Annotated in this window: 20 protein-coding genes, 1 tRNA gene and 1 pseudogene; 9 read left to right on the forward strand and 13 right to left on the reverse strand. The window is 67.6% G+C overall.

The genetic code is table 11. The features are described from left to right. The first annotated feature begins 202 nt into the window (after nt 1–202). The 5 genes from T8T98_RS13095 (at nt 203) to T8T98_RS13115 (ending at nt 5,895) form a co-directional block, all read left to right on the forward strand. Nucleotides 203–1,933, forward strand: coding sequence for an ABC transporter transmembrane domain-containing protein (locus T8T98_RS13095; protein WP_251106041.1), 1,731 nt, complete (start codon nt 203–205; stop codon nt 1,931–1,933). Between the two features lie 174 nt (nt 1,934–2,107). Beyond that, nucleotides 2,108–4,246, forward strand: coding sequence for a M13 family metallopeptidase (locus T8T98_RS13100; RefSeq protein ID WP_251104855.1), 2,139 nt, complete (start codon nt 2,108–2,110; stop codon nt 4,244–4,246). A gap of 118 nt (nt 4,247–4,364) precedes the next feature. Continuing rightward, a complete protein-coding gene (locus tag T8T98_RS13105) occupies nt 4,365–5,174 on the forward strand; it encodes an undecaprenyl-diphosphate phosphatase (RefSeq protein ID WP_160734018.1) in 810 nt (269 codons plus the stop codon). 119 nt (nt 5,175–5,293) lie between these two features. Then, nucleotides 5,294–5,551: a GlsB/YeaQ/YmgE family stress response membrane protein gene (locus T8T98_RS13110; RefSeq protein ID WP_251104854.1), complete on the forward strand. Its 258-nt coding sequence runs from the start codon at nt 5,294–5,296 to the stop codon at nt 5,549–5,551. A 77-nt stretch (nt 5,552–5,628) separates the two neighbouring features. Beyond that, the gene (locus T8T98_RS13115) at nt 5,629–5,895 is read left to right on the forward strand and encodes a hypothetical protein (RefSeq protein ID WP_160734020.1); all 267 of its coding nucleotides are present in this window, start codon (nt 5,629–5,631) and stop codon (nt 5,893–5,895) included. A gap of 97 nt (nt 5,896–5,992) precedes the next feature. Here the strand turns inward: T8T98_RS13115 and phhA are convergent, their stop codons facing one another. Beyond that, a complete protein-coding gene (phhA, locus tag T8T98_RS13120; protein ID WP_251106040.1) occupies nt 5,993–6,883 on the reverse strand; it encodes a phenylalanine 4-monooxygenase in 891 nt (296 codons plus the stop codon). A gap of 354 nt (nt 6,884–7,237) precedes the next feature. On the opposite strand from phhA, the gene T8T98_RS13125 reads away from it, so the two are divergent. Beyond that, a complete protein-coding gene (locus T8T98_RS13125; RefSeq protein WP_251104853.1) occupies nt 7,238–7,921 on the forward strand; it encodes a polysaccharide lyase family 7 protein in 684 nt (227 codons plus the stop codon). Between the two features lie 73 nt (nt 7,922–7,994). Here the strand turns inward: T8T98_RS13125 and T8T98_RS13130 are convergent, their stop codons facing one another. The 11 genes from T8T98_RS13130 to T8T98_RS13180 form a co-directional block, all read right to left on the reverse strand. Next, nucleotides 7,995–8,879 carry an alpha/beta hydrolase gene (locus T8T98_RS13130; RefSeq protein ID WP_160734022.1) on the reverse strand — a complete coding sequence of 295 codons (885 nt, stop codon included), beginning with the start codon at nt 8,877–8,879 and terminating at the stop codon, nt 7,995–7,997. An 80-nt stretch (nt 8,880–8,959) separates the two neighbouring features. Then, nucleotides 8,960–11,725, reverse strand: coding sequence for a TonB-dependent receptor (locus T8T98_RS13135; RefSeq protein ID WP_322295693.1), 2,766 nt, complete (start codon nt 11,723–11,725; stop codon nt 8,960–8,962). A 565-nt stretch (nt 11,726–12,290) separates the two neighbouring features. Beyond that, a complete protein-coding gene (locus T8T98_RS13140) occupies nt 12,291–12,941 on the reverse strand; it encodes a Type 1 glutamine amidotransferase-like domain-containing protein (RefSeq protein WP_251104851.1) in 651 nt (216 codons plus the stop codon). Further along, nucleotides 12,941–14,155 carry a DUF819 family protein gene (locus T8T98_RS13145; protein ID WP_251104850.1) on the reverse strand — a complete coding sequence of 405 codons (1,215 nt, stop codon included), beginning with the start codon at nt 14,153–14,155 and terminating at the stop codon, nt 12,941–12,943. The genes T8T98_RS13140 and T8T98_RS13145 overlap by 1 nt, the downstream gene beginning before the upstream one ends. A 48-nt stretch (nt 14,156–14,203) precedes the next feature. Continuing rightward, a complete protein-coding gene (locus T8T98_RS13150) occupies nt 14,204–16,303 on the reverse strand; it encodes a S9 family peptidase (protein ID WP_251104849.1) in 2,100 nt (699 codons plus the stop codon). A 146-nt stretch (nt 16,304–16,449) separates the two neighbouring features. After that, the gene (locus tag T8T98_RS13155) at nt 16,450–19,464 is read right to left on the reverse strand and encodes a TonB-dependent receptor plug domain-containing protein (protein WP_251104848.1); all 3,015 of its coding nucleotides are present in this window, start codon (nt 19,462–19,464) and stop codon (nt 16,450–16,452) included. 166 nt (nt 19,465–19,630) lie between these two features. Then, entirely contained in the window at nt 19,631–20,554 is a 924-nt protein-coding gene (locus T8T98_RS13160; protein ID WP_160734027.1) for a LysR family transcriptional regulator, read from the reverse strand. Nucleotides 20,555–20,675: 121 nt separating this feature from the next. Next, nucleotides 20,676–20,751, reverse strand: a tRNA-Lys gene (locus tag T8T98_RS13165). Nucleotides 20,752–20,775: 24 nt separating this feature from the next. Beyond that, a complete protein-coding gene (gene folK, locus T8T98_RS13170) occupies nt 20,776–21,282 on the reverse strand; it encodes a 2-amino-4-hydroxy-6-hydroxymethyldihydropteridine diphosphokinase (RefSeq protein ID WP_251104847.1) in 507 nt (168 codons plus the stop codon). Continuing rightward, entirely contained in the window at nt 21,279–22,130 is an 852-nt protein-coding gene (gene aguB / locus T8T98_RS13175) for an N-carbamoylputrescine amidase (protein WP_160734029.1), read from the reverse strand. Before aguB ends, folK begins: the two co-directional genes overlap by 4 nt. Nucleotides 22,131–22,179: 49 nt before the next feature. Beyond that, on the reverse strand, nt 22,180–23,028 hold the full coding sequence (locus tag T8T98_RS13180; protein WP_251104846.1) for a class I SAM-dependent methyltransferase: 849 nt from the start codon (nt 23,026–23,028) through the stop codon (nt 22,180–22,182). 107 nt (nt 23,029–23,135) lie between these two features. Here T8T98_RS13180 and msrA point away from each other — a divergent pair, with 107 nt between their 5' ends. Further along, the gene (msrA, locus tag T8T98_RS13185) at nt 23,136–23,675 is read left to right on the forward strand and encodes a peptide-methionine (S)-S-oxide reductase MsrA (protein ID WP_251104845.1); all 540 of its coding nucleotides are present in this window, start codon (nt 23,136–23,138) and stop codon (nt 23,673–23,675) included. Nucleotides 23,676–23,694: 19 nt separating this feature from the next. Here the strand turns inward: msrA and T8T98_RS13190 are convergent, their stop codons facing one another. Then, nucleotides 23,695–23,853 (reverse strand): hypothetical protein, encoded by a 159-nt coding sequence (locus T8T98_RS13190; RefSeq protein ID WP_160734032.1) that lies wholly within the window; start codon nt 23,851–23,853, stop codon nt 23,695–23,697. Between the two features lie 232 nt (nt 23,854–24,085). Between T8T98_RS13190 and T8T98_RS13195 the strand changes: the two are divergent. Together T8T98_RS13195 and T8T98_RS13200 are read left to right on the forward strand one after the other, a co-directional pair. Continuing rightward, nucleotides 24,086–24,298: pseudogene (locus tag T8T98_RS13195) on the forward strand (plasmid stabilization protein); the annotation flags it as partial. A 41-nt stretch (nt 24,299–24,339) separates the two neighbouring features. Continuing rightward, complete coding sequence (locus tag T8T98_RS13200) at nt 24,340–24,681, forward strand: hypothetical protein (protein WP_251104844.1); 342 nt, start codon at nt 24,340–24,342, stop codon at nt 24,679–24,681. The last annotated feature ends 5 nt before the right edge of the window (nt 24,682–24,686 follow it).

The raw sequence follows: 24,686 nt of genomic DNA on the forward strand, positions 1-24,686 counted from the left end.
AATGCATCATTCGGGCATCATCTGGGCATTCGAGCCGCCGATCGCCAGTGGCGAGTGGATTTTGCCGGCCGGCAGCGCTAGGCCGCGCGCGATGGAAGCGGACCAGAGCGAAACCCGACCGCGCCCCCGCCGGGGCCTGCTGCGCCGCCGCACGGCGCAGGACGGGGAGCCGCGCCCGGCCCGCTCGCTCGCGCCGCTGCGGATGATCTTCCGCGAGGCCGCGCGCTACCCCGCGCGGGTGGCGCTGGCGGTCTTCGCGCTGTTCGTGACCGCGGCCGCGACGCTGGCCATTCCCTGGCGGTTCAAGGCGATCATCGACCGGGCTTTCGGCGGCGACGCCAACCTGGAAGAGATCGCCCACGCGTTCCAGTACCTGCTGATGATCGTCGTCGTGCTCGCGATCGGCACGGCGATGCGGTTCTATTTCGTCAGCTGGCTGGGCGAACGGGTCGTCGCCGATATCCGCCTGAAGGTGCAGCGCAACCTCCTGCGCCTCGCCCCCGGTTTCTACGAGGAGAACAGCCCCAAGGAAATCTCCAGCCGGATGACCTCGGATACCGCGCTGATCGAACAGGTCGTCGGCACGACGGTCTCGGTCGCGCTGCGCAACCTGCTGACCGCGATCGGCGGAACGGCGATCCTGTTCTACCTCGCCCCGACGCTGACGGTCGGGCTGATCGTCGGCATTCCGCTGGTGATCCTGCCGATCGTCTATTTCGGCCGCCGCATCCGCACCGTCTCGCGCTCGAGCCAGGACCGGGTGGCCGATGTCGGCGCGATGATCACCGAAGTGCTGTCCGCGATGAAGATCGTCCAGGCATTCAACCAGGAAGAACGCGAGGGCGGCCGTTTCGCCGAGGCGGTGGAGCGCACGTTCGCGACCGCCCGCCGCCGGATCGCCCTGCGCGCGGCGATGACCTCGATCGTGATCATGCTCGTCTTCGGCGGGATCACGCTGGTCATGTGGCGCGGGGCGATTGCCGTGGCGAGCGGAGAGATCAGCGGCGGCACGATCGCCGCCTTCGTCCTCACCGGCGGCCTGGTGGCAGGGGCCTTCGGCGCGCTGACCGAGGTTTACGGCGACCTGCTGCGCGGGGCCGGCGCCGCCAGCCGGCTGGAGGAGCTGCTGGCCGAACGGCCCGACATCGCCCCGCCCGCCCGGCCGCTCGCCCTGCCCGAGCCGCCGCGCGGCAGCCTCTCGTTCCGCAACGTCAGTTTCCGCTATCCGACCCGGCTCGACGCCCCGGCGCTGAAGGAATTCACGCTCGAGGTCGAACCGGGCGAAACGGTCGCGATCGTCGGCCCTTCGGGGGCGGGCAAGTCCACCGTGTTCCAGCTGGCCGAGCGGTTCTACGACCCGCAGGCCGGGACGATCCGGCTCGACGGGGTGCCGCTGACCAGTGCCGACCCGGCCGACATCCGCCGCCGGATCGCGCTCGTTCCGCAGGACGGCGTGCTCTTTTCGGCCAATGCCCGCGACAACTTGCGCTACGGCGCCTGGGACGCGAGCGACGATGCCATCTGGGAAGCGGCGCGCGCCGCCAATGCCGAGGCTTTCCTGCGCGGCCTGCCCGAGGGGCTCGACACGTTCCTGGGCGAGAGCGGCACGCGCCTGTCGGGCGGGCAGCAGCAACGCCTCGCGATCGCCCGCGCCCTGCTGCGCGACGCGCCGATCCTGCTGCTGGACGAGGCGACCAGCGCGCTCGATGCCGAGAGCGAGCAACTGGTCCAGCAGGCGCTCGACCGGCTGATGCGCGCGCGCACGACGCTGGTCATCGCGCACCGGCTGGCGACCGTGCGCGCGGCGGACCGGATCGTGGTGATGGACGAAGGGCGGATCGTCGAACAGGGCACCCATTCGCAGCTGAGCGAGGCGGGCGGGCTCTACGCGCGCCTCGCCGCGCTCCAGTTCGCTTCGGCCGAGGCCGCCTGACACCGCGCCGTTCGCCGCGCCCGCTGCCGCAAGGTTCAGAAAAGGCGCGGTAATCTATCAAGTTGCAATGGAAACCGACGAACGACTGCCGCGCGCGGGCGGCAGGCCCTATGGTCCGCGCCAAAGGATCGCCGATCCTTGGGACTGACCGAATTACTCCGGGAGATATCGACAATGATCCGCACTCTGTTCGCCGGGGGCGCCAGCGCGCTCGCGCTCGCCCTTTCCGTTCCGGCCCTGGCGCAGGATGGCGCGCCCGCCGCGGGCGAGGAAACCCCGCTGCCGACGATGAGCTTCGGCGAATGGGGTTTCGACCCGGCCTATATCGACGAGAGCGTGGACCCGGGCGACGACTTCTTCGCCTATGCCAACGACAAGTGGCTCGCCGCCAACCCGCTGCCGGCCGAGTTCAGCCGGTTCGGCGCGTTCAACCTCCTGCGCGAGAAATCGACCAGCGACGTGAAGGCGCTGGTGGACGAGCTGGTGGCCAAGGCCCCGGCCGCGCTCTCGGCAGACGAAAAGCGGATCGTCGATGCCTACAACGCCTTCCTCGACCAGGCGGCCATCGACGCCGCCGGGCTGGACCCGGCGCGGCCCTATCTCGACGCGATCCGCTCCGCCGACAGCCATGCTGAGCTGGCGACGCTGTGGGGCACGCCCGGCTATGCCTCCCCGCTGGGCGGGTTCGTCACCGTCGATGGCAAGGAGCCGACCCGTTACTCGGTCTACGTCGCCTCGGGCGGGCTGGGCCTGCCCGATCGCGATTACTACCTCGACGAGAGCGAGAAGGGCCGCGAGATCCAGGCCAGCTACCGCGCGTTCATGGCGTTCCTGTTCCAGCAGGCCGGCTATGCCGACCCGGCGGCGACCGCGCAGCAGGTCTATGACCTGGAGGCGGCGATCGCGCGCACGGTCAGCTGGGACCGGGCGACGCGCCGCAACCGCGACCTGACCTACAACGCCGTGACCCCGGCCGAGCTGTCGGCCATGGCCAACGGCTTCCCGCTCGACGCGCTGGTCGCGGCGATGGGCCTCGGCGATACCGACCGCTACATCGTCTACGACATGCCGCCGAGCGCTGAAGAAGCGGCCGAGCTGGGCCTGGCCGAGGAAACGCTGGCCAAGATCGGCGGCGGGACGCCGGCGATGACCGCGCTGCTGGCGCAGACGCCGGTGGAGGTGCTGCAGGCCTGGACGATCAAGGAATTCCTCGAAGGCAATGCCGCGGTCCTGCCGAGCGCGATCGATGCCGCCGATTTCGACTTCTTCGGCCGCACGCTGACCGGCACGCCCGAACAGCGCCCGCGCTGGAAGCGCGCGATTGCCGAGACCGAGGGGCTGCTGGGCGAACTGGTCGGCGCCTCTTACGTCGAGCGCTACTTCCCGCCCGAGAACAAGGCCGCGATGGAAGAGCTGGTCGAGAACCTGCGCAAGGCGCTGGCCGAAAGCATTGCCGAAAACGACTGGATGAGCCCGGCGACCAAGCAGGAGGCCGTGGCCAAGCTGCAAAGCTTCGATCCCAAGATCGGCTATCGCGACAACCTGGAAACGTACCCCGGCCTCGCGATCGCGCAGGGCGATCCGCTGGCCAACCGCATGGCCGCGGCCCGCTGGCAGTGGCAGGACATGCTGGACAAGCTGGGCGGGCCGATCGACCGGACCGAATGGGGCATGCTGCCGCAGACGGTGAACGCCTATTACAATTCGACCAAGAACGAGATCGTCTTCCCCGCCGCGATCCTGCAACCGCCCTTCTACGGCATCTCGGCCGACCCGGCGGTGAACTACGGCGGGATCGGCGCGGTGATCGGCCACGAGATGGGGCACGGCTTCGACGACCAGGGATCGAAGTCGGATGCCAGCGGGGCGCTGCGCAACTGGTGGACCGACGCCGACCGCGCCGCTTTCGACAAGCTGGGCGATGCGCTGGTCGAACAGTATGGCCAGTTCTGCCCGCTCGACGACGGGGAAACCTGCGTCAACGGCCGGTTGACGCTGGGCGAGAACATCGGCGACGTCGGCGGCCTCAGCCTCGCCTATCGCGCCTACAAGCTCTCGCTGGGCGGCAAGGAGGACAAGGTGATCGACGGGCTGACCGGCGACCAGCGGTTCTTCCTCGCCTGGGCGCAGGTCTGGCGTTCGCAACAGCGCGAGGACAACGCGCGCCAGCGCCTGCGGACCGATCCCCACAGTCCCGAGGAATATCGCGTCAACGGCGTCGTGCGCCAGATGGACGCCTGGTACGAGGCCTTCGGCGTGACGCCCGACGACGCGCTCTACCTCCCGCCCGAGGAACGCGTACACATCTGGTAAGCTTGCGCTTTTCCACCCTGCCCCCGGCCCGCGCGGCCGGGGGCCCCTTTTTTCTTAAAGCGCGCGGCGGCCATTTGCATTTGACACGCGCCACAGCCTTGCCATTGAGCGGGACGCGATGAGCCTGACCCTGACCGCAATCCTGCTCGGCATCCTCGAAGGGCTGACCGAGTTCCTCCCCGTATCCTCGACCGGACACCTGATCCTGGCGCAGGCGTTCTTCGGTTACGACCCGGCGCAGTGGCGCCAGTTCAACATCGTGATCCAGCTCGGCGCGATCCTGGCCGTCGTCGTCACGTACTGGAACACCTTCTGGTCGATGGGCATGGGCCTGCTGCGGCTGGAAGACGAGGCCCTGCGCTTCGTGCGCAACATCCTGCTCGGCTTCGTTCCGGCCGCCGTCATCGGCCTGCTCGCGAAGGACGCGATCGACCTGATGCTGGGCACGCCGCTGGTCGTGGCAGTGGCGCTGGTGATCGGGGGCGTCGCCATACTGGTGCTGGAGCGGACCATTCCGGCGCGCGAGGACGTGGGTGTCGCGGCGCTCTCGTGGAAAACGGCGATGGCGGTCGGCTTCGCGCAGTGCCTGGCGATGATCCCGGGGACGAGCCGTTCGGCCGCGACGATTCTCGGCGCACTCGCCATGGGGGTCGGCCGCAAGACCGCGGCGGAATTCTCCTTCTTCCTCGCCGTCCCGACGATGCTTGGGGCCGCGACGGTCAAGATCCTCGACGAGCCCGCGCTCCTCGCGGGGGAGGCCGCGGTCGGCTGGACCGAGATCGGCCTCGGCTTTGTCGCCGCCTTCCTCGTGGCCATGGTCGTGATCCGCGCCTTCGTCGCCTATGTCAGCCGCCATGGCTTCGCGCCCTTCGGCTGGTACCGGATCGCGCTCGGCCTGTTCGCGCTGGGATGGTTTACGCTGGGTTGACGCCGCCCGGGCGGGCATCCGCCGGCCCGGCACGCCCGCTTCCATTCGCCGCAAATGCTGGAACAGGGGCAGACCTCTTCCGTTGGATCCCCATGATGGATCGCGGGCACTAACAACCGATGGGGTTGCTGATCTTCCTTGTCATCGGGGCGCTCCTCGGCTGGCTGGCCGCGGTCGTCATGCGGGTGGAGGACGGCCCCCGCGTCGTCGCGAACCTGGCCGCGGGCGGCGCGGGCGCGGCCATCGCGGGATGGGTCGCGAACCGCGGATCGGTCCTCTACGGGATCACCGCGCTGTCCATCCCGGTCGCGATCGGGGGCGCGCTGCTGACGCTCGCGATCGTCTCGTGGATCAGGAGCCGCAGGGACGGAGCCTGAAATCCGTAAACGCTATTCACGCCCGGTCGAGTCACGTGTATGGCTCGGTCACCCAACAAGCAAAGGGGAACACTGAGATGAAGAGCATTTTCAAAGGCGCGATGGTCGCGTCGGTTGCAGCCATGGGCCTGACTCTTGCCGCTTGCGACAGCGCGCAGGAAGAAGCCGCCGAGGACGCCGGCGAGCAGATGGCTGAAAACGTCGAGGAACAGGCCGAGGCGATGGAAGACGCCGGCCAGATCACCGACGCCGAAGCCGAAGAAATGACCGAAGCCGCCGAAGAGCGCGCCGACGCCATGGAAGAGCAGGCCGAAGCCGCCGCCGAAGGCGAACCGGTCGAGTAAGCGCTCGCCCGAATGACGGCAAAAAGCCGGCCCGGAGCGATCCGGGCCGGCTTTTTCATGCCCGGCGCCGGGGCGCGGGCGCCTGCGAAAGGCCCCTTTAGACCGGCCGGGCCCCGCTGCCCCTGCCGCCGCGCAGCAGGTATTCCTGCGTCCCGCGGTGGACCACGTTATCGACGTCGATCACGGCCGAATTGGCATATGTGAAGGCCGGCGGCAGGTTGCGATAGAGACGATCGAAGTCGCGCTCCACCGTCTGGCGATAGAGATCCTCGAAGCTCTCGATCACGAAATAGGTCGGCTGGAGGTCGCTGATCACGTAATCGGTGCGCATCACGCGATCGACGCTGAGCATGATGCGATTGGGGCTTTTCGCCTCGACCGCGAAGACAACCTCGGTCGGGCCCGACAGGATCCCCGCGCCGTAGGCGCGGACTTCCCCCTGTTCGAGCAGCAGGCCGAACTCGACCGTGTACCAGTAAAGCGCGCCGAGCGCCTTCAGCCGGTTGTAGCGCATCGCCTTCCACCCGGCCTTGCCATATTCCTGCATGTAATCGGCATAGACCGGGTCGGTCAGCATCGGCACGTGGCCGAACACGTCGTGGAAGACGTCCGGCTCCTGGATATAGTCGAAGGTCTCGCGCGTGCGGATGAAGTTGCCGGCGGGGAAGCGGCGGTTGGCGAGGTGCCAGAAGAACACGTGATCGGGAATCAGCATCGGCACCGGCACGACGCTCCACCCGGTCAGCCGGTCGAGTTCCTCGGAAAGGCGGCCGAAGTCGGGCACCCCGCCCCGGCCCAGGTCGAGCTTGTCCAGCCCGTGCATGAACGCGCTCGCCGCGCGCCCGGGCAGGACTTCCATCTGGCGGGAGAAGAGATCGTTCCAGATCCCGTCCTCCTCGGAAGAGTACTCGGTCTGCTTCGGCTCCAGCCAGTCGTCGCCCACATGCGCGGGCTTCTTGAGCGGCGCGGTGAACACGCCCTCCGGCATTTCCGGAAGGGTCGTGAAATCCTGTTCTTCGGTCACTGTCGTCATCATGGTTTCGTTTGTAACCAATAGCAGGTCCACGCGTCGCTGACAAACCCTCGCTCGGGCGCGGCCGGCCCGGGGCGACCAGGTCTTGCGCGTCGCGTCACCTGCCTTCGGCCATCGGCCGCCATCGCGCAACCGCCGGCGGTTTGACCGCCGGACAACGGCCAGCTACCCCATCATTGGTATGTATTTCTGGAATGATTGATTCGGCATACCATAATAGTAAAAAAGGATGGGAGAATTGTAATGATATTACTGCGATACGGGCTTGCGGTCGCGGGAGCATCGGCCCTGGTCCAGGCGAGTCCGGCGATGGCGGCATTCGCTTGCGACCAGGTCCAGGACCTCACCGCCGCGCCTTATTCCGAGGCCAAGTTCCAGGCCGCGCTCGACCACGCCAAGCTGCAACTGCCCACGTCGAGCACGTGCCTGACCAATACCAGGATCACCAGCTACTACTACGATCCCGACAACTGGTATCTCGACAACACGAACATGCAGTTCGAGATCGACGATGGCGCCGGTTCCCAGCGCAACGAACTGCGCGGGGATTCCTTCGCCGGGACCCGAACCGACATGACCTTCCGTTCGCGGATGAAGGTCCGCTACGGATCGACCTATTCCGATCGCTTCACCGTCGCGCAGATCTATGGCGAGACGGGCGGGCAGCCGATCCTGCGGGTCGAATTCCTCGCAAGCCGGTCAGGCCTCAGCAATCGCTTCTGGGGAATCTATCGGACCAATGCCGGCCCGTTGCCGTCGTATGAATACCAGGACCTGGGCCCGGCGCCGACCGCCTTCACCGAGCTGAAGCTGGTCTACAACGACAATGGCACGGTGACCGCCCAGCTCGGCACCAACCCGAAGCGTACGTGGTCCACCAACTTCGCCTATTACGCGCAGTCCTGGAAGACGACCTACTTCAAGACCGGTTGCTACCTGCAGGACCCCGGCGACTGCTATGTCCGCCTGTCCACCCTGGTCTTCGATACCTGAGTGCGAGGACGGGCCGGGCTTGGCGGAACGCCTCCCGGCCCGTCGGCAGCCGTCGGAACGGGTATCGGCAGCCTCAGTCGGCGAGGCCTTGTGCGCGCAGGAAGGCCAGCGCGCGATCGACGATTTCCGCCCGGGCGGCCGTGTCGAACTTTCCGTGCCCGCCGCCGGGGACGGTGAGCAGTTCGGATGCCACGCCCGCCCCCTGGAGGGCCTCGAGCAGCAGGAACGACTGCGCGATCGGCACGACCTTGTCCCGATCGCCGTGCACGATCAGCGTGGGCGGGGTGTTCTCGCCCACATGGCGGGCGGGCGACATGGCGGCGTCCATTGCCGCGGCGCCCGGATAGTCGCCGACCCAGCGCGCGACCGTCGGATGGCGCGGCGAACCTTCGGGCACGATCCGCGTCAGGTCGGCCGGACCGTAGAAGTCGAGCACCGCGGCCACCCGCGGCGCCCCGCGGCATTCGGGGACGTCGATCGCGCTATCCTGCGGCAGGTAAGCCGCCATCAGGGCCAGGTGCCCCCCGGCAGAGGTGCCATAGGCAACGATGCGATCCGGATCGAAGCCATATTCGGCCGCTTTGCTGCCGATCCAGTGGATCGCGCAGCGCACGTCCTGCACCGCTGCCGGCGCCCGCGCCTGGCCGGAAAGCCGGTACTGGACGGCGACGACCGAGAACCCCGCGCCGAGGAACGGGCTGAAACCCTTCCAGCTTTCAGGGCGCTGGCCCCGGGCCCAGCCGCCCCCGTGGAAATAGACCACCACCGGCGCCGGCCCCTCGTCTGCCGTCGGGCTGCGATAGACGTCGAGGCGCAGTTCCACGTCGTCCACCGTGCGGTAGACGACGTCGCGATGGATCTGCGAAGGCTGCGCGCGCGCCGCCGTCTCGGCCCGGGCGGCGGCAGGCATGGCGGCCGGGGCAGGCAGCAGCAGCGCGAGCGCACATGCCCCCAGCACCCCCCGGGTCCGGGCCGGTCCCCGAAGGGCGCCCATCCCCGTCCTTGCCGAAACGCCCCGCCGCATGCCCATGGCCGACCTCACATCTTGACCCGCAGGCCGAGGAAGTACTTCGACCCGTAATAGTGGTACTGCCGCGTGCTGCCCACCACCGGCATATAGGTGATCTTGGGCTCGTTGGTGATGTTCAGCGCCTCGAGACGCAGCGAGACGCCGCGCATCAGGTCGATCGAGGCGCGCAGGTCGAACGTCTCGTTCCCGGCAACGTAGCGCAACTGTGCGTTCCCGCCCACGAAATCCTGGAAGTACTGCGAGCGGTAGTTGTAGATCCCCTGCAGGTTCACCGGGCCGAGATCGTAATAGACCTGGGCCGAAAGAACGTGCTTGGAATAGCCGGAGATATTGGCGGGCGGGATAATGCCCGGCTCGACCGTTTCGGTCACCGGATCATAGATATCGCCGAGCCGCACGTCCTGCGTTTCGAAATTGGAGTCCGCGTAGTTGTAGCTGATCTTCGTGCCCAGCCCGTCGAGCGGGGCCGGCAGGAACGAGAAACGCGTCGCGGCCGTGACCTCGAGCCCGTAGATGCGCGACTTGTCGTCGCTGTTGCGCGTCTGCGTGACCGGAACGTTCACGGTCTGGCCGTCGATCGTGAAATCCTCGTTGAAGATCACCGGCTGGAAGCCGCCGGAGAACTTCTTGTAATAGACCGTGCCGGCCAGGATCGTGTCGGCATTGGGATACCATTCCACCGCGAGATCGCCGTTCCACGACATCAGCGGCTCCAGCCGCGGGCTGCCCGATGCCTGGATCCCGCGAATCGCGTCGGCCACGTCGGTGAACGACGTTCCGTCCTCGAGCTGGATCGAGCGCCCCGCCGTCAGCGCGCTGGGCGCCGGACGCGACATCGCGCGGTAGACCGCCGCTCGCACCTGGACCTCGGGGGAAACTTCGAAGATCGCATTCACGCTCGGCAGGATACGGGTGGTATCGTGCTCGATCACGACGTCTTCGAAATCGCCCGTTTCCTCCAGCCGGATCGAGCCGTCGCCGTTATCGATCACGTCGAGACCGGAACGCAGGCCGCGCGAGGTGACGGCCGTGTTGACCACCCGCACACCGAAGTTGCCGCGCACCGGCATCGAACCGAGTTCGTGATCGTACTCGGCCATGATGTAGCCGGCCCAGACGTCCTCGGTAATGTCGGTGTTGCCGATGCTGCGCAGGTCGTCGCTCGGCCCCGGGTCCTCGGTGCCCAGGTACTCGCGGAAGAGGCAGACGGGGTCGAAGGTCGCCCAGCTCGAGAACTGGTCGCCCGGTGCATCGCTGAGGAAATCGCGCTGCGGGAACTGCGTCCGGCACGCCAGGTTGACTTCGCGATCGACCGCGCGGTCGCCCTGGGTGAACTGCACCCGGTCGGTATGGTCGGCGTACGTCTGCTGGCTGTAGCGGACGCCGGCGTGCAAGGCCGACAGGAAGCCTTCAAGCTCGTAGGATGCGTCGAGGCGCCCGGCCCAGATCGTGTTGTTCCGTTCGCGCTCGTCGCGGCGCAGCCGGGCGTCGTCGCTGAACAAGGACCAGTCGTTGACATCGAACCGCGGATCGATGGTGAACACCGGCGCGAACGAATCGCGGGCATCGTAGGTGTAGGAAACCCTCTGGTTCCCGACCGGCGTTGGATTGCCGTAGATGTCGAGGGCATCGGTCCGCAGCCGCGTGCTGCGAACCTGGTCGAAACGGCGCGTATCCGAATAGGAGACATCGCCCACCAGGCGCAGCCGGTCCGACACGTCGACCGCGATTTCCAGCCCGCCGCCAAGGTATTCCTCGGTCCGCTCCTGCAAGGTCGAGGTCGATTCGAGCGACGAAGCCCCTTCGACGTAGCGCAGGTAGCCGGACGGATCGACTTCGCGGTTTTGCAGCGCCAGCGGAAGTTCCGAGAAGTTGAAGTCGCTCCGGTCCTCGTTGATGTAGCGGTCGGAGTACTGGACATCGAGGTTGATCTCGACCGTCGGCGAAGGCTGCCACTGCACCGCGCCGAACACGGCGTCACGCTCGTCCTCCTCGCTGATCTGGCGGAAGACGAGGGCGTTGGGCACGATGTAGAAGGGCGTGCCGGCATTGGCCTCGGCGTTGGACACCTGCCGGCAGACGCCCGCAACATCGACCGAGTCGTCGCAGGCCCGCCAGGTGGAGCTGCCCGCCATCGTCTCCTCGGGATTGGAGGTGCGCTGGCGCTGGTATCCGATCGAGACCCCGAAATCACCGAGGCCGCCCAGCTCGAACTGGTCCACGTAGCTGAGCGTGCCGCGCCACCCCATGCCGCCGTCGCCCACGATCCGGTCCTGGTAGGGGTTGTAGTTGACCTTGATCTCGCCCTGCAGGCGGGTGCGCCCGAAATCGAGCGGCCGCAGGGTGCCCAGCTCGATCGTGCCGGCCACGCCGCCTTCGACCAGGCTGGCCTGCTGCGACTTGTAGATCGTGATCTGGTTGATCAGCTCGGAAGGAAACTGGTTGAAATTGACCGAGCGGTCGCCGCTGCCGTTGGACGCCTCGCGCCCGTTGAAGGTCGCGTTGCTGAGGAAGGGCCCGAGACCGCGCAGCGCGATCTCCGAAGCGTCGCCCTTCTCGCGGTGGGTCGTCGCGCCCGTGATCGTCTGGATGGCCTGGCCGACCGAGATCGCCGGAATATCGCCGATGTCGTCGGCCGAAAGGGCATCGACGATCGCGGTCGCGGCGCGCTTGGTCTCGATCGAATCGCGAATGGTCTGGCGGAGACCGGAAACGACGATGACGTTCTCGTCCTCGGCGGCAACTTCGGCAGCCTGGCCTTCGGGCTCGCCCACGTCCTGTGCATGAGCGGCCGCGGGCAGCGCAAGGGCGCAGATGGCGCAGCCGCGTAGCAGCCGGGAAGCCAGGCCCTGGCCGGATTGGGCGCGCAGGTGTGCTGTGAAAGTCGTCAAATTCCCCTCCTCATCTCGTTATTGCGAGCCGGGATAACGGGCGGACCCATCATGTCAACCACTTTTTCAAACCTGATACGACAGATTGGTCATGCCAATAGTGCCGCACCAGAGGAGTCGCGAAGCGGAACTGCCATGGCGCGAGACTTTGCCGAGTGCCGCCTTTTCGCGCCGGCACGCCGCCCATCTTCGCGCATGGCGGGAACTGCACCGACGGGGCAGCCGGCGTTGCGACCGGACGAGGGGACGCGCGGCTCCCGGCCCTTCGATCCGCAGCCTGCACCGGGGCAGCGCCCTTGCAACCGAGAACTTCCGTCACGGTTTGCCCATCCGGAACGGCGCGCTGCCGTCGGCAACAGTTGGACTAGCACAATTGGTAGGACAGAACTTTGTCGGGAGTGTCGGAGTCCGACATGCTCTTGCGCCGCACGCGCCCCCCTGCCCGCGGTCAGATCGCGTGGCGGGCGAGCAGCTTCTCGTTGCGGAAGTGGGCGAATTCGCCGTCGTCGAGCAGGCAGGCGGCCCCTTCGGGCTGGCAGGCCATGTGCCGCGCGAGAGCCCGCGCGCGGTCGGGGCGGGTGGAATGATGGACCGAGACCGTTCCCGGTATCGCGCCCAGGCCCCGGATCGGATCGATCCGGGTCACGATGGAATCGGTCAGCCCCCATTCGAACATCAGGTTGGCCCCCGCGCTTGCCCCGGCGACCGGCACCCCCGCGCGATAGGCGTCGATCAGCGCCCGGTCCGCACCCCATTCGCGCATCAGCGCGATCAGGTTGCGCGTGCTCCCGCCATCGACGTAGATCGCGTCCGCGCCGGCGAAGAACGTTTCCGGCCGGTCGTCGGCCAGCGCGAAGAGGCTCAGCGTGCGCGGGACGAATGCCGCCCGCTCGGCCAGCCGGAAGAACTGGGCCTGCTTGTTCGCGCAATCGCCGTTGGCCGCCCCGACGAAGACGATCGTGGGCCGCGACACGCCGGCCATCTCCACCAGGTAACGCAGGCAGGCGGGTTCTTTCCAGCCGGCAACGAAGAACGACGACGAATCGCTGATGGCGAGGAAATTGCGCCCTGGCGCGCGGGCCGGCGTGCCGGGCGCCATCAGATCGCCCGCATCAGTTCCGCACACAGGATCGCGCCATAGGTGCCCACGGCATAGCCGAGCACCGCCAGCAGCACGCCCACCGGCGCCAGCGCGGGGTGGAAGGCACCGGCGACGACCGGCGCGGAGGCGGCGCCGCCGACATTGGCCTTGCTGCCCACCGCGATGAAGAAGAACGGCGCCCGGATGATCTTGGCCACCACGAACAGCAGGATGGTGTGGATCAGCATCCAGATGATTCCCACGGCCATGAACTCGGGCGCTTCGGAAAGCTGCAGGAGGTTCATCTTGGTGCCGATGACGAGGACCAGCAGGAAGATGAACACGGTGCCGAACTTCGACGCCCCGATCCCCTCGAACGCGCGCATCGGGGTGAAGCTGCCGACGAGGCCGAGCGTGGTGGCGAAAACCACGATCCACAGGAAGTCGCTGGCCAGCGTCGAATCCACCCCCAGCGCCCCCTCGAACACGCCGGCCACCGCCCCGCCGAGCACGTGACACAGGCCGACCACCGCGAAGGTGATGCCCAGCAGGACCATGAACTCGCCGGCCGTGGCCACCCGTTCGACCGAGGCGGTGAAGGTTTCCATCCGCGATCGCAGCTCGTCGATCGCCGACGTGTCGGCCTTCAGCCAGCGGTCGAACACTTGCGGCCGACCCGCGCCGTAGAGCAGGAAGGCCATCCAGATATTGGCCACCACGATATCGACCGCGACCATCACGGCGTAGTTTTCCGGCGCGTACTGGTAGACTTCGAGCATGGCGGTCTGGTTCGCGCCGCCCCCGATCCAGCTGCCCGCCACGGTCGCGAGGCCGCGCCAGGCCGCGGTCGCGCCGCTGCCCAGGATCTCCGGGTCGAACGAGGCGACGATCCACAGCGCGATCGGGCCGCCGATGACGATGCCGATCGTGGCGGTGAAGAACATGATCAGCGCCCTCGGCCCCAGGCGCAGGATGCCGCCGAGATCGATCCCCAGGCACATCAGGAACAGCGCCGCGGGCAGGAAGGCGTCGCGCGCGATCGGCCAGAGCGAGGAATCGCTCATGTCGATCAGGCCGAACGTCGCCATCAGCGAGGGGACGAGGTAGCAGACGAGGACGATCGGCACGAAAGTGTAGAACTTCTGCCATCCGCCGCCCAGGCCGCGGGTGTAGAAGACCGCGGCCAGCACGGCCGCGAGCAGGCCGAAAATGGCAATGTCGTTGTCAATCATCTGCGCCCCGTCCTCTCGTTCTCTCCGCGGCCGCGGCGGGCCCGCGGCCTAGCCGGCCGGTTCTCCCTCGATCCCGTCGCCGGCGTCCGTGTCCTCGGGCACCGGCCCGGCCGCCAGTTCCGGCCGCACCGGTACATAGTCCGCGCCGCGATGTCGCGCATACCATTGCAGTTCGCGGTTGATCTTGAACAGCTGGTTGCGCGGGCGGCGGAAATTGTGCGGCTCGCCTTTCGCCAGGTAGAGCTTCGTCTCCACGCCGAGGTCGCTCAACGCGCGATACATGATCAGGCCCTGCGTCGGCGGCACCCGCTCGTCGTTCTCCCCGCTGAAGAACAGCGTCGGCGTTTTCACGCGCCAGGCATGGGTGACCGGCGAGGTCCGGCGGAACACCTCGAACGGCGCATCCTCGGCCCATGGCGGCCCGCCGAAGTGGAAAGTCCGGTTGCGGCGAAAATCGCTCTCTCCATACATCGATACCCAGTCCGACGCGCCGGCGCCGGACGAAGCGGCGACGAAGCGGTCGGTCTGCCCGATCAGCCAGTTCGTCATGTGGCCGCCCGCGCTCCAGCCCATCGCGATCAGCGCCTCGGGATCGGCCAGCCCGGCTTCGACCAGGGCATCGATCCCGGCAAGGATGTCGTCGTCCGAATTGTTGAAGTAATTGCCCACCATGTCGCGCATGAAGGCATCGCCGTATCCCGTCCCGCCGCGATAGTTGGGCAGGAACACGCCGTAGCCCTCCCCCGCCAGGACCGGGAGATAGCGCGAGACCTGCCAGCTGCCGAAATTGACCGAGCTGCGCGGCCCGCCGTGCGAGATCGTGACGAGCGGGAAAGGCTCGCCCGCGCGGTGCCCCAGCGGACGGACGAGCAGGCCCTCGATCTCCCGCCCGTCGGGCGCGGTCCAGCGGAAGGCTTCCTGCCGCGGCAGCGCGAACCGGGCGGAAAAATCGGCGAACTCGGGGCTGAGCACCGCGATCGCGCCGCTGTCGGGATCGATCGAGACGACATCGCCCGGGCTCCGCGCATCGGCGCGCAGGGCGACGTGGCGCCCGCTGCGATGATCGTAGCGCCAGGATTTCAGCTGGTGCTCGCCCCGGGTGACCTGGCGGACGGCGCCGGTCGCCAGGTCGCAGTGGAACAGCTGCGTCGTCAGCCCGACATTGCCGAGGAAGAACAGGCCCTCGCCGCTCGCGTCCCATGCGAACTGCAGGACCTCGACCGCCATGTCGGGGAACAGCAGGCGCGGGGTGTCCGATCCCACGTCCTGCACGAAGAGATTGTCCTCGTGGTAGAGACGGCCGCCCGCGTCGACTTCGGCGATGAAGGCGAACCGGCTGTTGTCGGGCGATAGCTGCGCGTCGCGTTCCTGGAAGGCGTTGTCGGTCAGCTGGCGGACCGGCCCCTCGCGCGAGACGAGCCAGACCTCGTTCGTCTCCTTCTCGTTCTTGGGCAGCGCCTTGCGCATCGTCACCAGCAGGAAGGCACCGTCCCGCGCGACCGAGTAGTCGAGGATGACCGTGTCCGCGCTCACCACGCGGTGATAGGCGTCCCGCGCGATGTCGTAATAGAACAGCTCCTCGAACGGGCGATGCTCGTAAGGGTCGAGCGACCAGTCGTCGTCGTCTGCCGCCTCGTCGCTTTCGAAATAGAACCCCGCCCCATCGGGCGCCCAGGTCACGTTGTCGATATCGACCGGATGGCGGGTCAGGCGGGTGAGCTGGCGGGACGCGAGATCGAAGCGATAGACCTGGTCGTGCTCGTCCCCCTCGCGTTCCAGCAGGGTCAGGAAGCTGCGCGAATCGGGCGACCAGGCGATCGCGTCGATGTCCTCGCGCCAGCGTTCCGGCGCGAACGGCTCGATCGGTTCGCCGCTCGCCGCCTCGCGCAGGACGAGCCGGTCGACCACGCGGTTGCGCCGCCAGTCGAGATCGTCCTTCAGATAGGCGAGGACATTCCCGTCGGGCGACAGCGAGGGCTGCGACAGGGTCGCGATCTCGACCATGTCGACCGCGGTCATCGGCGCGGGCCGCGGCGCCCGGTCCGTCGCCGCGGCAGCAGCCGTGACCGGCTGCGCGCGCGCCGGGGCCTGGATGGAACAGGCCAGCAGGACGGCGAGCCCGACAAGGCGGACGGCGGGTAGCATCATCGTGATCTCCATTCCGGCGCCCCGGGGCCGCCCGCGGAGCCGCACCCGTCGCCGCGCCATCACGGGCACACGCGCGCGGGGCGCGCCGGGGCGCGGCGCAGGCCCCGGCGATACCCGCCGGAAACCTGCGACGCCCGGCTACCGCCTCAGAAGCGGGCGCGAAGGCCGAGGTAGAATTCGCGGCCCACCGAATCGGCCAGCGAGTGGTTGATGTTGTAGGAACTGCCCCCCAGGGTCCCGGTCGGGTAGATCTTGCCGATCGTGTCGAACAGGTTGTTGACCCCGCCATAGACGCGGAACCGCTCGCCGGGCCCGAAGTCGTAAGCGGCGTAGATCCGGTGGAAATCCTGCCCGCCGATCGCGTAGTATTCGAGGTCGCCCGGCTCGGGGAAGTTGACCGGATCGTCCACGCCCCCGCTCTCGTACGTCATCGTGTAGGACAGGCGGAAGCCGTCGAGGCGATAGCCGATCTTCAGCAGCAGTTCGTCCGACGGGTTGCCGATATAGGGCAGGTAGTCGTTGGTGATCTCGTTGCCGACCAGATCCAGGAACGACTGCTCGTCCTTGAAGTAGTGCGAGTAGCGCAGGTCGATGTCGAACAGCCCGGGGACGCCGAGGTCGATCCGGCGCCAGTTCAGCTGGGCATCGACACCCTCCACCACTTCGCTGACGAGGTTCTCGACCCGGTTGATCACCTGGGACACTTCGCCGCTCACCGGGTTGCGCGTGATGACGTCGCAGAACTTGTTGTCGGGGAAGCTGTCCGAGGCATAGCACAGGTCCACCGTGTTCTGCGTCGAGACCGAGGAGATCACGTCGTCAATCGAGATCTTGAAGTAGTCGACGATGAGCGAGAGGTTCCGCCCCGACCAGTTGGGCTGGTAGACGAAGCCGGCGGTCCAGGTGTCGGCGGTTTCTTCCTTCAGCGTGTTGTTGCCCGCGTTCGGGCCCTGGACCGAGCCGCCGGGATCGAACGGATCGCCGGCCTCGTAATCGGGGTGCGCGAAATAGGCCTGGATGCCCGGTTCGGACAGGCAGTTCGCCCGCACGACCGCCAGGTCCACGTCCTCGCCGCCGACGCTGCGCGGCTGCGAAAGCCCCGACCCGTCGGGCAGGAGCCCTTCGCACGGATCGGTCAGGTCGTCCGCGTCGGGACGCGGGGGGGAGAAGAACTCGGTGATGTTGGGCGCGCGCTGCGAACGCGAATATTGCCCGCGCACGAGGAAGTCGTCGGTGACGTTGAAGACGCCGCCGACATTGTAGCTGAAGACGCCGCCCACGGTGGTGTAATCGCCGTAGCGCCCGGCCACCTGCAGGCGCAGGCGATCGGGAATGACCTCGAGATCCGCTTCGCCGAAGAACTCGAAGACCTGGTAATCGGCCGCGATCGACGGGAAGGAGGACAGCGAGGTCACCAGCACGTCGTCGGTCGCCGGATCGCCGTCGATCCCGCCGACCAGGTCGCCGTCGGGGTCGCCGAAGGTATCCTGTTCCTCGTGCCGGAACTCGGCGCCCGCGGCCCACAGCAGTTCCATGCCCATGACATTGGCGAAATCGCCGCTGATGTAACCGCCGGCGGTGATCTGGTCGCGGGTCTGCTCGCCATAGCCGTTGTAGCGGATATAGTCGGCGGCGGCCTGGGTGATCGAGCCTTCGCCGAAGATGTTGAGCGGCACGCAGCCGTCGGCGCGCGCTTCGGCGCTGGCGCACTGGAAGCCGCCATTGCCGTCGGGCTCGACGTCGAGGGCCCAGTTCGCCCGGCGGAAATTCAGCTCGTTCGGGTTTTCCTGCGCCTGGGAGAAATGGCCGTAGGTGGCATAGAGGCTCCACTCGGCATTGTCCGTCATCTGCCCGTCGAAGGCGGCGGCGAGGCGGTAGGTGCGCCGTTCGTTGTAGCGCTGCTGTTCGCCCAGTTCGACCACGCGGCGGTCGAACGAAACGCTGCCGCTGCGCGTTTCCTCCACCTCGGGGGGGATGAACGGGTGGTCGCTCGGCAGGTTGCCGAGGCTGAAGGCATCGAGCAGGCCGTAGGAATCGTTGTCGTTCAGCGTTTCATAGCCGGTGTAGTAGCGCGACGAGACATCGGAATAGAGCGCCGAGACGGTAAACTCGGTCACGTCCGAAACCTCGAACGTCGAATGAAGCCCCAGCGTCAGGACCTTGCGCTCGGGCCGCAGCGTGCGGCCGGTGCGGAAATCGTAACCGTCGTGGTCCGACAGGAAGTCCGACCCCTCGGGCCGGTCGGACGGGCGCAGGCTCTTGTCGTTGAACCACTGCCCGTCCTTGTACCAGGCATCGCCTTCGAACACGCCGCCGGGGGTGGAGATCGACGCATCGGGCAGCAGGCAGTGGAAGTCCGGATCATCGTTGTTGCAGGTCTCGCCCGCCCAGGCGTCCGAAGCGGGGGAGGCCGGGCTGTTGAACTCCAGCGCGGCGACCGATTCGGGGCGCGTGGCATCGGCCCTGATGCCGTTCTCGTCCCGCCAGCTGGCGCTCAGCATCAGGTAACCGCGATCGTCGGCGAAGCGCGTGCCCCACAGCCCCTCGATCCGGTATTCCTCGCCGCCGCTTGCCTCCGGGGTCGAGATGCGGCCGTTGAGCTCGAGGCCGTCCACGTCGTCCTTCAGGATGATGTTGACCACGCCGGCCACCGCGTCCGAACCGTAGATGGCCGAAGCACCGCCGGTGGTCACCTCCACCCGCTCGACGAATCCGGAGGGGATGGTCGAAAGGCTCACGCGGTCGGAGTTGCCCGAATTGGACACCGCGCGCCGCCCGTCGATCAGGGTCAGCGTGCGGTTGTCGCCCAGGCGGCGCAGGCTGATGGTCGACAGCCCGCTCGACTGCACGCTCGACACGCTGCCTTCGGGCGTGATCCCGCCGCTGACGCCGGGGAGCAGCTCGACCGCCTCGTAAAGGTCGCCGGTGCCGGTTTCCTCGATCCCCTCGGCCCCGAGAACCTGCAGCGGGACGGGAGAGTCCGCCGCGCTCCGGCGCAGGCGGGTGCCGGTCACCACGATCTCGTTGCCTGCCGATGCCGCCTCGGCCTCCTGCCCGGCGGGCAGGCCCTGCCCCGCGCTCTCCTGTGCCGCGACGCCCGCATGGCCGCAGAGGGCCAGGGCCGATACGCCCAGGCCCAGCAGTGCAAAGTTGTTCCGCATATTCCCCCCTTGGTGCTTGAATGCCGTCCGATCCCAAGGGCGGGGACCCTATTCACGCGCCTGCATTAGGCCAATTCGTAATCGGCGCATCGTGATGCGATTTTCGCATCACGATCGCTCCGAGGCGCAGGCGCGCCCGGCCCTCGGCCGACTTTATCCCGCGATTTCAACCATCAGCGGCCCGATGGCCGGTTGCGTAATTTTCTTCCAACTCGGCCCAGATGCGGTTCACGATCGGCCGTTCGTTGGCGCGCGATCGGACAATGATGATGTCGAGCGGCTCGCACCATGGCCCGTCGTGGACATGGAGCGCGCTGGCGGCACCCGGCCCCATCAGCAGCGATTCGGGCAGCCAGGCGATGCCGAGATCGAGAGTGGCGGCCGCGCTCAGCGCCTCGGCCAGGGTCGCGCGATAGACGATGTCGAGCCGCTTGCCGAAAGGCGCGCGATCGAGGCAGCCCTTGACGATCTTGTGGGTGATCGAACTGGGATGGAAGGCGAGGTAGGGGATCGGCTCGTCGCAGGAATCGGAAAGCCGTTCGAACATCGCCGGGTCGCTGGCGCAGGGCACCAGGCGATCGGTCCCGATCAGCAGGCGCGGATACTGGTCGGGATCGACGTCGAAGTTGATATTGGGGTGGAGGTAGCCGACGTAGAAATCGCTCACCCCGGTCCGCAGGTTGTAGAGATACTCGTCGATATTGCGCGGGACCGTCTCGATCGAGGACGACAGCCGGCCGACCGATTGCGTCAGCGAGGCGATCAGCCGGGGCAGGAAATAGAGCGAGAGCGTGTGCATCGATCCGATCGTGATCGAATCCTTCGACATGCGCGCCGAACTGCCTGCGCGCTCCTGCGCGTCGTAGGCCCAGTCCACGATCTTCCGGCTGGCATCGAGGAACTCGCGACCGGCCGTGGTCAGCGCGATAGGGTGCTTGGTCCGGTCCACCAGCTGCACGCCGACCCACCCTTCGAGCGCCTGGATGCGTCGGCTCAGCGCCGACTGGGTGATCAGGCGCGTTTCCGCCGTCCGCGCGAAATGCCCGATCCGCGCAAGCGCCTCGAGATCCTCCAGCCACTTGAGTTCCATCGGCCCCCTTCCGCCAGCCCCGCTCGTGCCGCTCTTCGGGAAAATGCCGCGAGGCGTCAATCCGCGCCAACCGGGACGCCGGCCGCCGGGCAAATCCGCGATGCTTTTGCGAAGGAAGGGGTGGTGAGCCCTGCTGGGTTCGAACCAGCGACCTACTGATTAAAAGTCAGTTGCTCTACCGACTGAGCTAAGGGCCCACGGACACGTCGTGCCGAGGCGCGTCAACTAGGCAGGGGGCGCGGCCGGGTCAAGCGCGCATCCAGCTGGCGCAGCGTCAGTCCGGTAACCGGGTCGCGCCAGGCCGGGGCGACAGCGGCTGCGGGTCCGGTCACGAAAGGGCGGCCGCGGAACGCGCGGTGCGGAACGACCAGCCCGGGGGCCGTGAACGCCCCCCCGCTCCACAGCACGAGATCGAGATCGAGCACCCGCGCGCCCCAGCGCTGCCCCCGGCGGCGGCGGCCGAAGGCGCGCTCCATGTCCTGCAGCGCCGCCAGCATGGCCGGGGGCGGAATGTCGGCCGCGACCAGCGCCGCCCCGTTGGCATAGCGCCGGCGCGAGGGCCCCAGTGGCGCGCTGACGATCACCGGCGAGGCGGCGAGCAGGCGGAAGCGCCGGGCGAGCCGGTCGAGCGCGGCCGCGAGCACCGCGCGCGGCGGGCCATGGACGCTGTGGCGGACGTTGGAGCCAAGCGCGACGATATAGCGATGTCGCGCCGGACGATCGGTCACACGTCCTCGCAGATGCGACCGTAGAGCTGCGGGCGGCGATCGCGGAAGAACCCCATCCCCGCGCGATGCCGGGCCGCGCGCGCCAGGTCGATCCGCGCGACCAGGGCCCCGCTTTCCGCGGCGCCGAATTCCTGCAGCATGTCGCCCCATTCGTCGGTGATGAAGCTGTGCCCGTAGAAGGCCTGACCGTCCTCGTTCCCGATCCGGTTGGCCGCCACCACCGGCATGCAGTTCGACACCGCGTGGCCGAGCATGGCGCGGCGCCACATGCGGCTGGTGTCGAGATCGGCGTCGTAAGGCTCGGAACCGATCGCGGTCGGGTAGAACAGCAGTTCCGCCCCCATCAGCGCCATGACCCGCGCGCTTTCGGGATACCACTGGTCCCAGCACACGCCGACGCCGATGCGGGTGCCGAACAGGTCCCACACCTTGAACCCGTCGTTCCCCGGGCGGAAATAGTACTTTTCCTCGTACCCCGGCCCGTCGGGAATGTGGCTCTTGCGGTATGTCCCCATGATGTCGCCGTCCGGGCCGATCATGGCGAGCGTATTGTAGTAATGGTGCCCGTCGCGCTCGAAGAAGCTGGTCGGGATGGCCACGTTGAGCTTTCCCGCCAGGGCCTGCATCGCGATGACCGAAGGATGCTCGCGCGTCGGGCGGGCCGCGGCGAACAGTTCCTCTTCCTCGACCTTGCAGAAATAGGGGCCGGAAAACAGCTCCGGCGGAAGGATCACTTGCGCGCCCTCGCCCGCGGCCTGTTCCACCAGGGCGGCCACGGCATCGATATTGGTCCGCTCGTCGTGCGACGAGAGATCCAGCTGCAGCGCGGATACGACGATTTCGCTCATGCCCCGCCCGTTACCGGGGCGCCGGGGCCGAGTCCACGCCCGGCGACGTTCAGCGCTTGCGGAACAGCAAGGTCATCCGGTCGCTTTCGCCCAGCCCTTCCAGCTCGGCGCGCTCTGTCGCCAGCGTCGGGGGCATTTCCCACACTCCGCGCGCGTGATCGGCGCTATCGGCGGGGTTGGCGTTGACCTCGCTCGCCGCGACGAGCTCGAAGCCGAGCGCCTCGACGAAGCCGACGACGTCTTCCTGCCGCAGGTATCCCTTGCTGCCGTCGGCATAGTCCGCCGGGGCGTCGGCCTTGGCGCGGTGCTGGACAATGCCGAGCATTCCGCCGGGCTTGAGCAGGTCGCGCATGGCCTTCAGTTCGCTGTCGGCGCTGTTCCAGCGCATCAGGTTGTGCAGCATCCGCACAACCAGCACGCGGTCGAACGTGCCGCGATCCGCGTCGGTCGCCGCGTCGAGCGTCATGCCGGCGAAGTTCGCTTCGGGCCGTCCGGTCCATTCGGCGACCTTGCCCGCGAACCCGGCCGCGCCCTGGCGGATGCCCGCCTGCCGCTCGGCATCGAAGGGCCCGGCGTCGGGCGTGAAGTAGAGGCCGACCAGCTCGCCCTCCTGCCCCAGGTAATGCCCGAGGACGCGCGAGTACCAGCCGCCGCCGGGGGCATATTCGCCCACTTTCATGTCGGGGGCGATGCGGAAGAACGCGATCGTTTCGGCCGGGTGGCGGTGCGCGTCGCGCGCGCGATCGTCCGCCCGCCCGGGATGGGCGAGCGCGGCCTCGATCGCGGCGCGGTGGTCGGCGCCCTCGGCGCCCCCGTGTTCCTGCGCCTGGGCGGGCGCGGCCATGGCAGCCAGCGAGACGGCGGCGAAAGGAACGGCGGCGGCAAGCAGGAAACGCATCGGAAAATCTCCCCCGAGAGACGGTCTGCGCCACTCTAGGCCCGTCGCCGCCGATGACAAGCGGCCACGCGCTCCCTATCTCGCCCGGCAAAGGAGCAGGTACGAACATGGCAAGCAGCGAGCAGGCAATCGTCGCCGGCGGGTGTTTCTGGTGCACCGAGGCGGTTTTCCGCGACGTGATCGGCGTGGAGAAAGTGGAAAGCGGATATATCGGCGGCACGGTCGCCGATCCGACCTACAAGCAGGTCTGCAGCGGGGAGACCGGCCATGCCGAGGCGGTGCGCGTCACTTACGACCCGGCGGCGATCTCGCTGGCGGAGATCTACGACGTCTTCCTCGGCACCCACGATCCGACGCAGCTCAACCGCCAGGGCAACGACGTCGGCACGCAGTATCGCAGCGCGATCTTCCCGCTCGAAGACGGCCAGCGGGCCGAGGCCGAGGCCGCGATCGCGCGCTGGAACGCCGGTCACCCGGGCAAGGAAGCGGTGACGACGATCGAGGGCCCGGCCGAATGGTACCCGGCCGAGGATTACCACCAGGAATACTGGGAAGGCGAAGGGCAGCGAAACCCCTATTGCCTCGCGGTGATCCCGCCCAAGCTGATGAAGCTGCGCAAGAGCTTCGCCGCCAAGGTCCGCGACTGAGGCGCGGCCGGCGGCCGGTCTAGTCCATCTTGCGCCGGCGGAATGGCCGGCGCGGGCGAATGCGTAGCCGCGACCGCAGGCTGCGCAGCGGGGTCCACCCGACTGCCAGCCATTCCGCGATCACGCAGGCAAGCAAGAGGACGAACAGGCAAAACAGCACTATCGTGAAAATCGACATCGGGCGCTCCATGAGCCGGTGGCGGGAGCGCGGTGGGACGTCTCTCAGCCGCAGGCTGGCCGTGCGATGTGCCTGCGATGGCACCTTCATACTCCATTTCGGCGGCGAGCGACAGGCATCAAATATTGCCCGGTCTGCAGCCTCCGGAAACGGAACGATTTTCCGCGCCGCGCGCTGACATTCCCGTGAACGCGGGTCTTTGCTTGGACGGGGCCAACCAAGGAGGATCGCGATGTCGAAAGGCGACAAGAGCAGCTATACCGACAAGCAGAAGCGCAAGGCCGAGCATATCGAGGAAAGCTACGAGGAACGGGGCGTCTCGGAAGACGAGGCCGAACGCCGCGCCTGGGCCACGGTGAACAAGGAATCGGGCGGCGGCAACAAGTCCGGCTCCGGCCGCGGCAAGGAAGACAGCAACGAAAGCTCCCGCAAGGGCGGCAAGAAGAGCCACTGATCCCCTCCCTGAATTCCCCCAAGGAGGGATCGATGCATACCTACAAGCTTGTCTACGAAGACGATCGCCACGGCGTGGCCAAGCGGATCGAGTTCGAAGCGCGCAACGCGACCGGCGCGCTCAGCATCGCGGGCAAGGAAGCGCGCGGACGCTGGGCGCAGCTGTTCGAAGGCGACAGGTTCATCTGCCGGCTCGAGCGGATCGATCCCGATGGCGCGAACATCTGGATCGTCGCCAACCGCGCGGAACCGCCGCGCGAGACGGTCGAAGTCGCGAGCCTCGATCCCGAGGACGCCGCGTCGGCCGACGACCCGGCCGAAGGCGTGCCGCCACCCGGCGCGATCGCCGTCGAACCGCCGAAGATGACGGCCTGAGGCCG

The organism is Pelagerythrobacter marinus (genome assembly GCF_034375205.1).
Lineage (GTDB): Bacteria > Pseudomonadota > Alphaproteobacteria > Sphingomonadales > Sphingomonadaceae > Pelagerythrobacter > Pelagerythrobacter marinus.

Bases quoted from the DNA above. Each gene is read 5' to 3' on its own strand.
- T8T98_RS13160 (WP_160734027.1), bottom strand. From the start codon at position 20,554: ATGGAACTCAAGTGGCTGGAGGATCTCGAGGCGCTTGCGCGGATCGGG.
- T8T98_RS13115 (WP_160734020.1), top strand. From the start codon at position 5,629: ATGAAGAGCATTTTCAAAGGCGCGATGGTCGCGTCGGTTGCAGCCATG.
- msrA (WP_251104845.1), top strand. From the start codon at position 23,136: ATGGCAAGCAGCGAGCAGGCAATCGTCGCCGGCGGGTGTTTCTGGTGC.
- T8T98_RS13095 (WP_251106041.1), top strand. From the start codon at position 203: ATGATCTTCCGCGAGGCCGCGCGCTACCCCGCGCGGGTGGCGCTGGCG.
- T8T98_RS13125 (WP_251104853.1), top strand. From the start codon at position 7,238: ATGGCGGCATTCGCTTGCGACCAGGTCCAGGACCTCACCGCCGCGCCT.
- T8T98_RS13110 (WP_251104854.1), top strand. From the start codon at position 5,294: ATGGGGTTGCTGATCTTCCTTGTCATCGGGGCGCTCCTCGGCTGGCTG.
- T8T98_RS13105 (WP_160734018.1), top strand. From the start codon at position 4,365: ATGAGCCTGACCCTGACCGCAATCCTGCTCGGCATCCTCGAAGGGCTG.
- T8T98_RS13180 (WP_251104846.1), bottom strand. From the start codon at position 23,028: ATGCGTTTCCTGCTTGCCGCCGCCGTTCCTTTCGCCGCCGTCTCGCTG.
- aguB (WP_160734029.1), bottom strand. From the start codon at position 22,130: ATGAGCGAAATCGTCGTATCCGCGCTGCAGCTGGATCTCTCGTCGCAC.
- T8T98_RS13155 (WP_251104848.1), bottom strand. From the start codon at position 19,464: ATGCGGAACAACTTTGCACTGCTGGGCCTGGGCGTATCGGCCCTGGCC.
- T8T98_RS13145 (WP_251104850.1), bottom strand. From the start codon at position 14,155: ATGATTGACAACGACATTGCCATTTTCGGCCTGCTCGCGGCCGTGCTG.
- T8T98_RS13100 (WP_251104855.1), top strand. From the start codon at position 2,108: ATGATCCGCACTCTGTTCGCCGGGGGCGCCAGCGCGCTCGCGCTCGCC.
- T8T98_RS13200 (WP_251104844.1), top strand. From the start codon at position 24,340: ATGCATACCTACAAGCTTGTCTACGAAGACGATCGCCACGGCGTGGCC.
- T8T98_RS13150 (WP_251104849.1), bottom strand. From the start codon at position 16,303: ATGATGCTACCCGCCGTCCGCCTTGTCGGGCTCGCCGTCCTGCTGGCC.
- phhA (WP_251106040.1), bottom strand. From the start codon at position 6,883: ATGCCGGAGGGCGTGTTCACCGCGCCGCTCAAGAAGCCCGCGCATGTG.
- T8T98_RS13140 (WP_251104851.1), bottom strand. From the start codon at position 12,941: ATGGCGCCCGGCACGCCGGCCCGCGCGCCAGGGCGCAATTTCCTCGCC.
- T8T98_RS13190 (WP_160734032.1), bottom strand. From the start codon at position 23,853: ATGTCGATTTTCACGATAGTGCTGTTTTGCCTGTTCGTCCTCTTGCTT.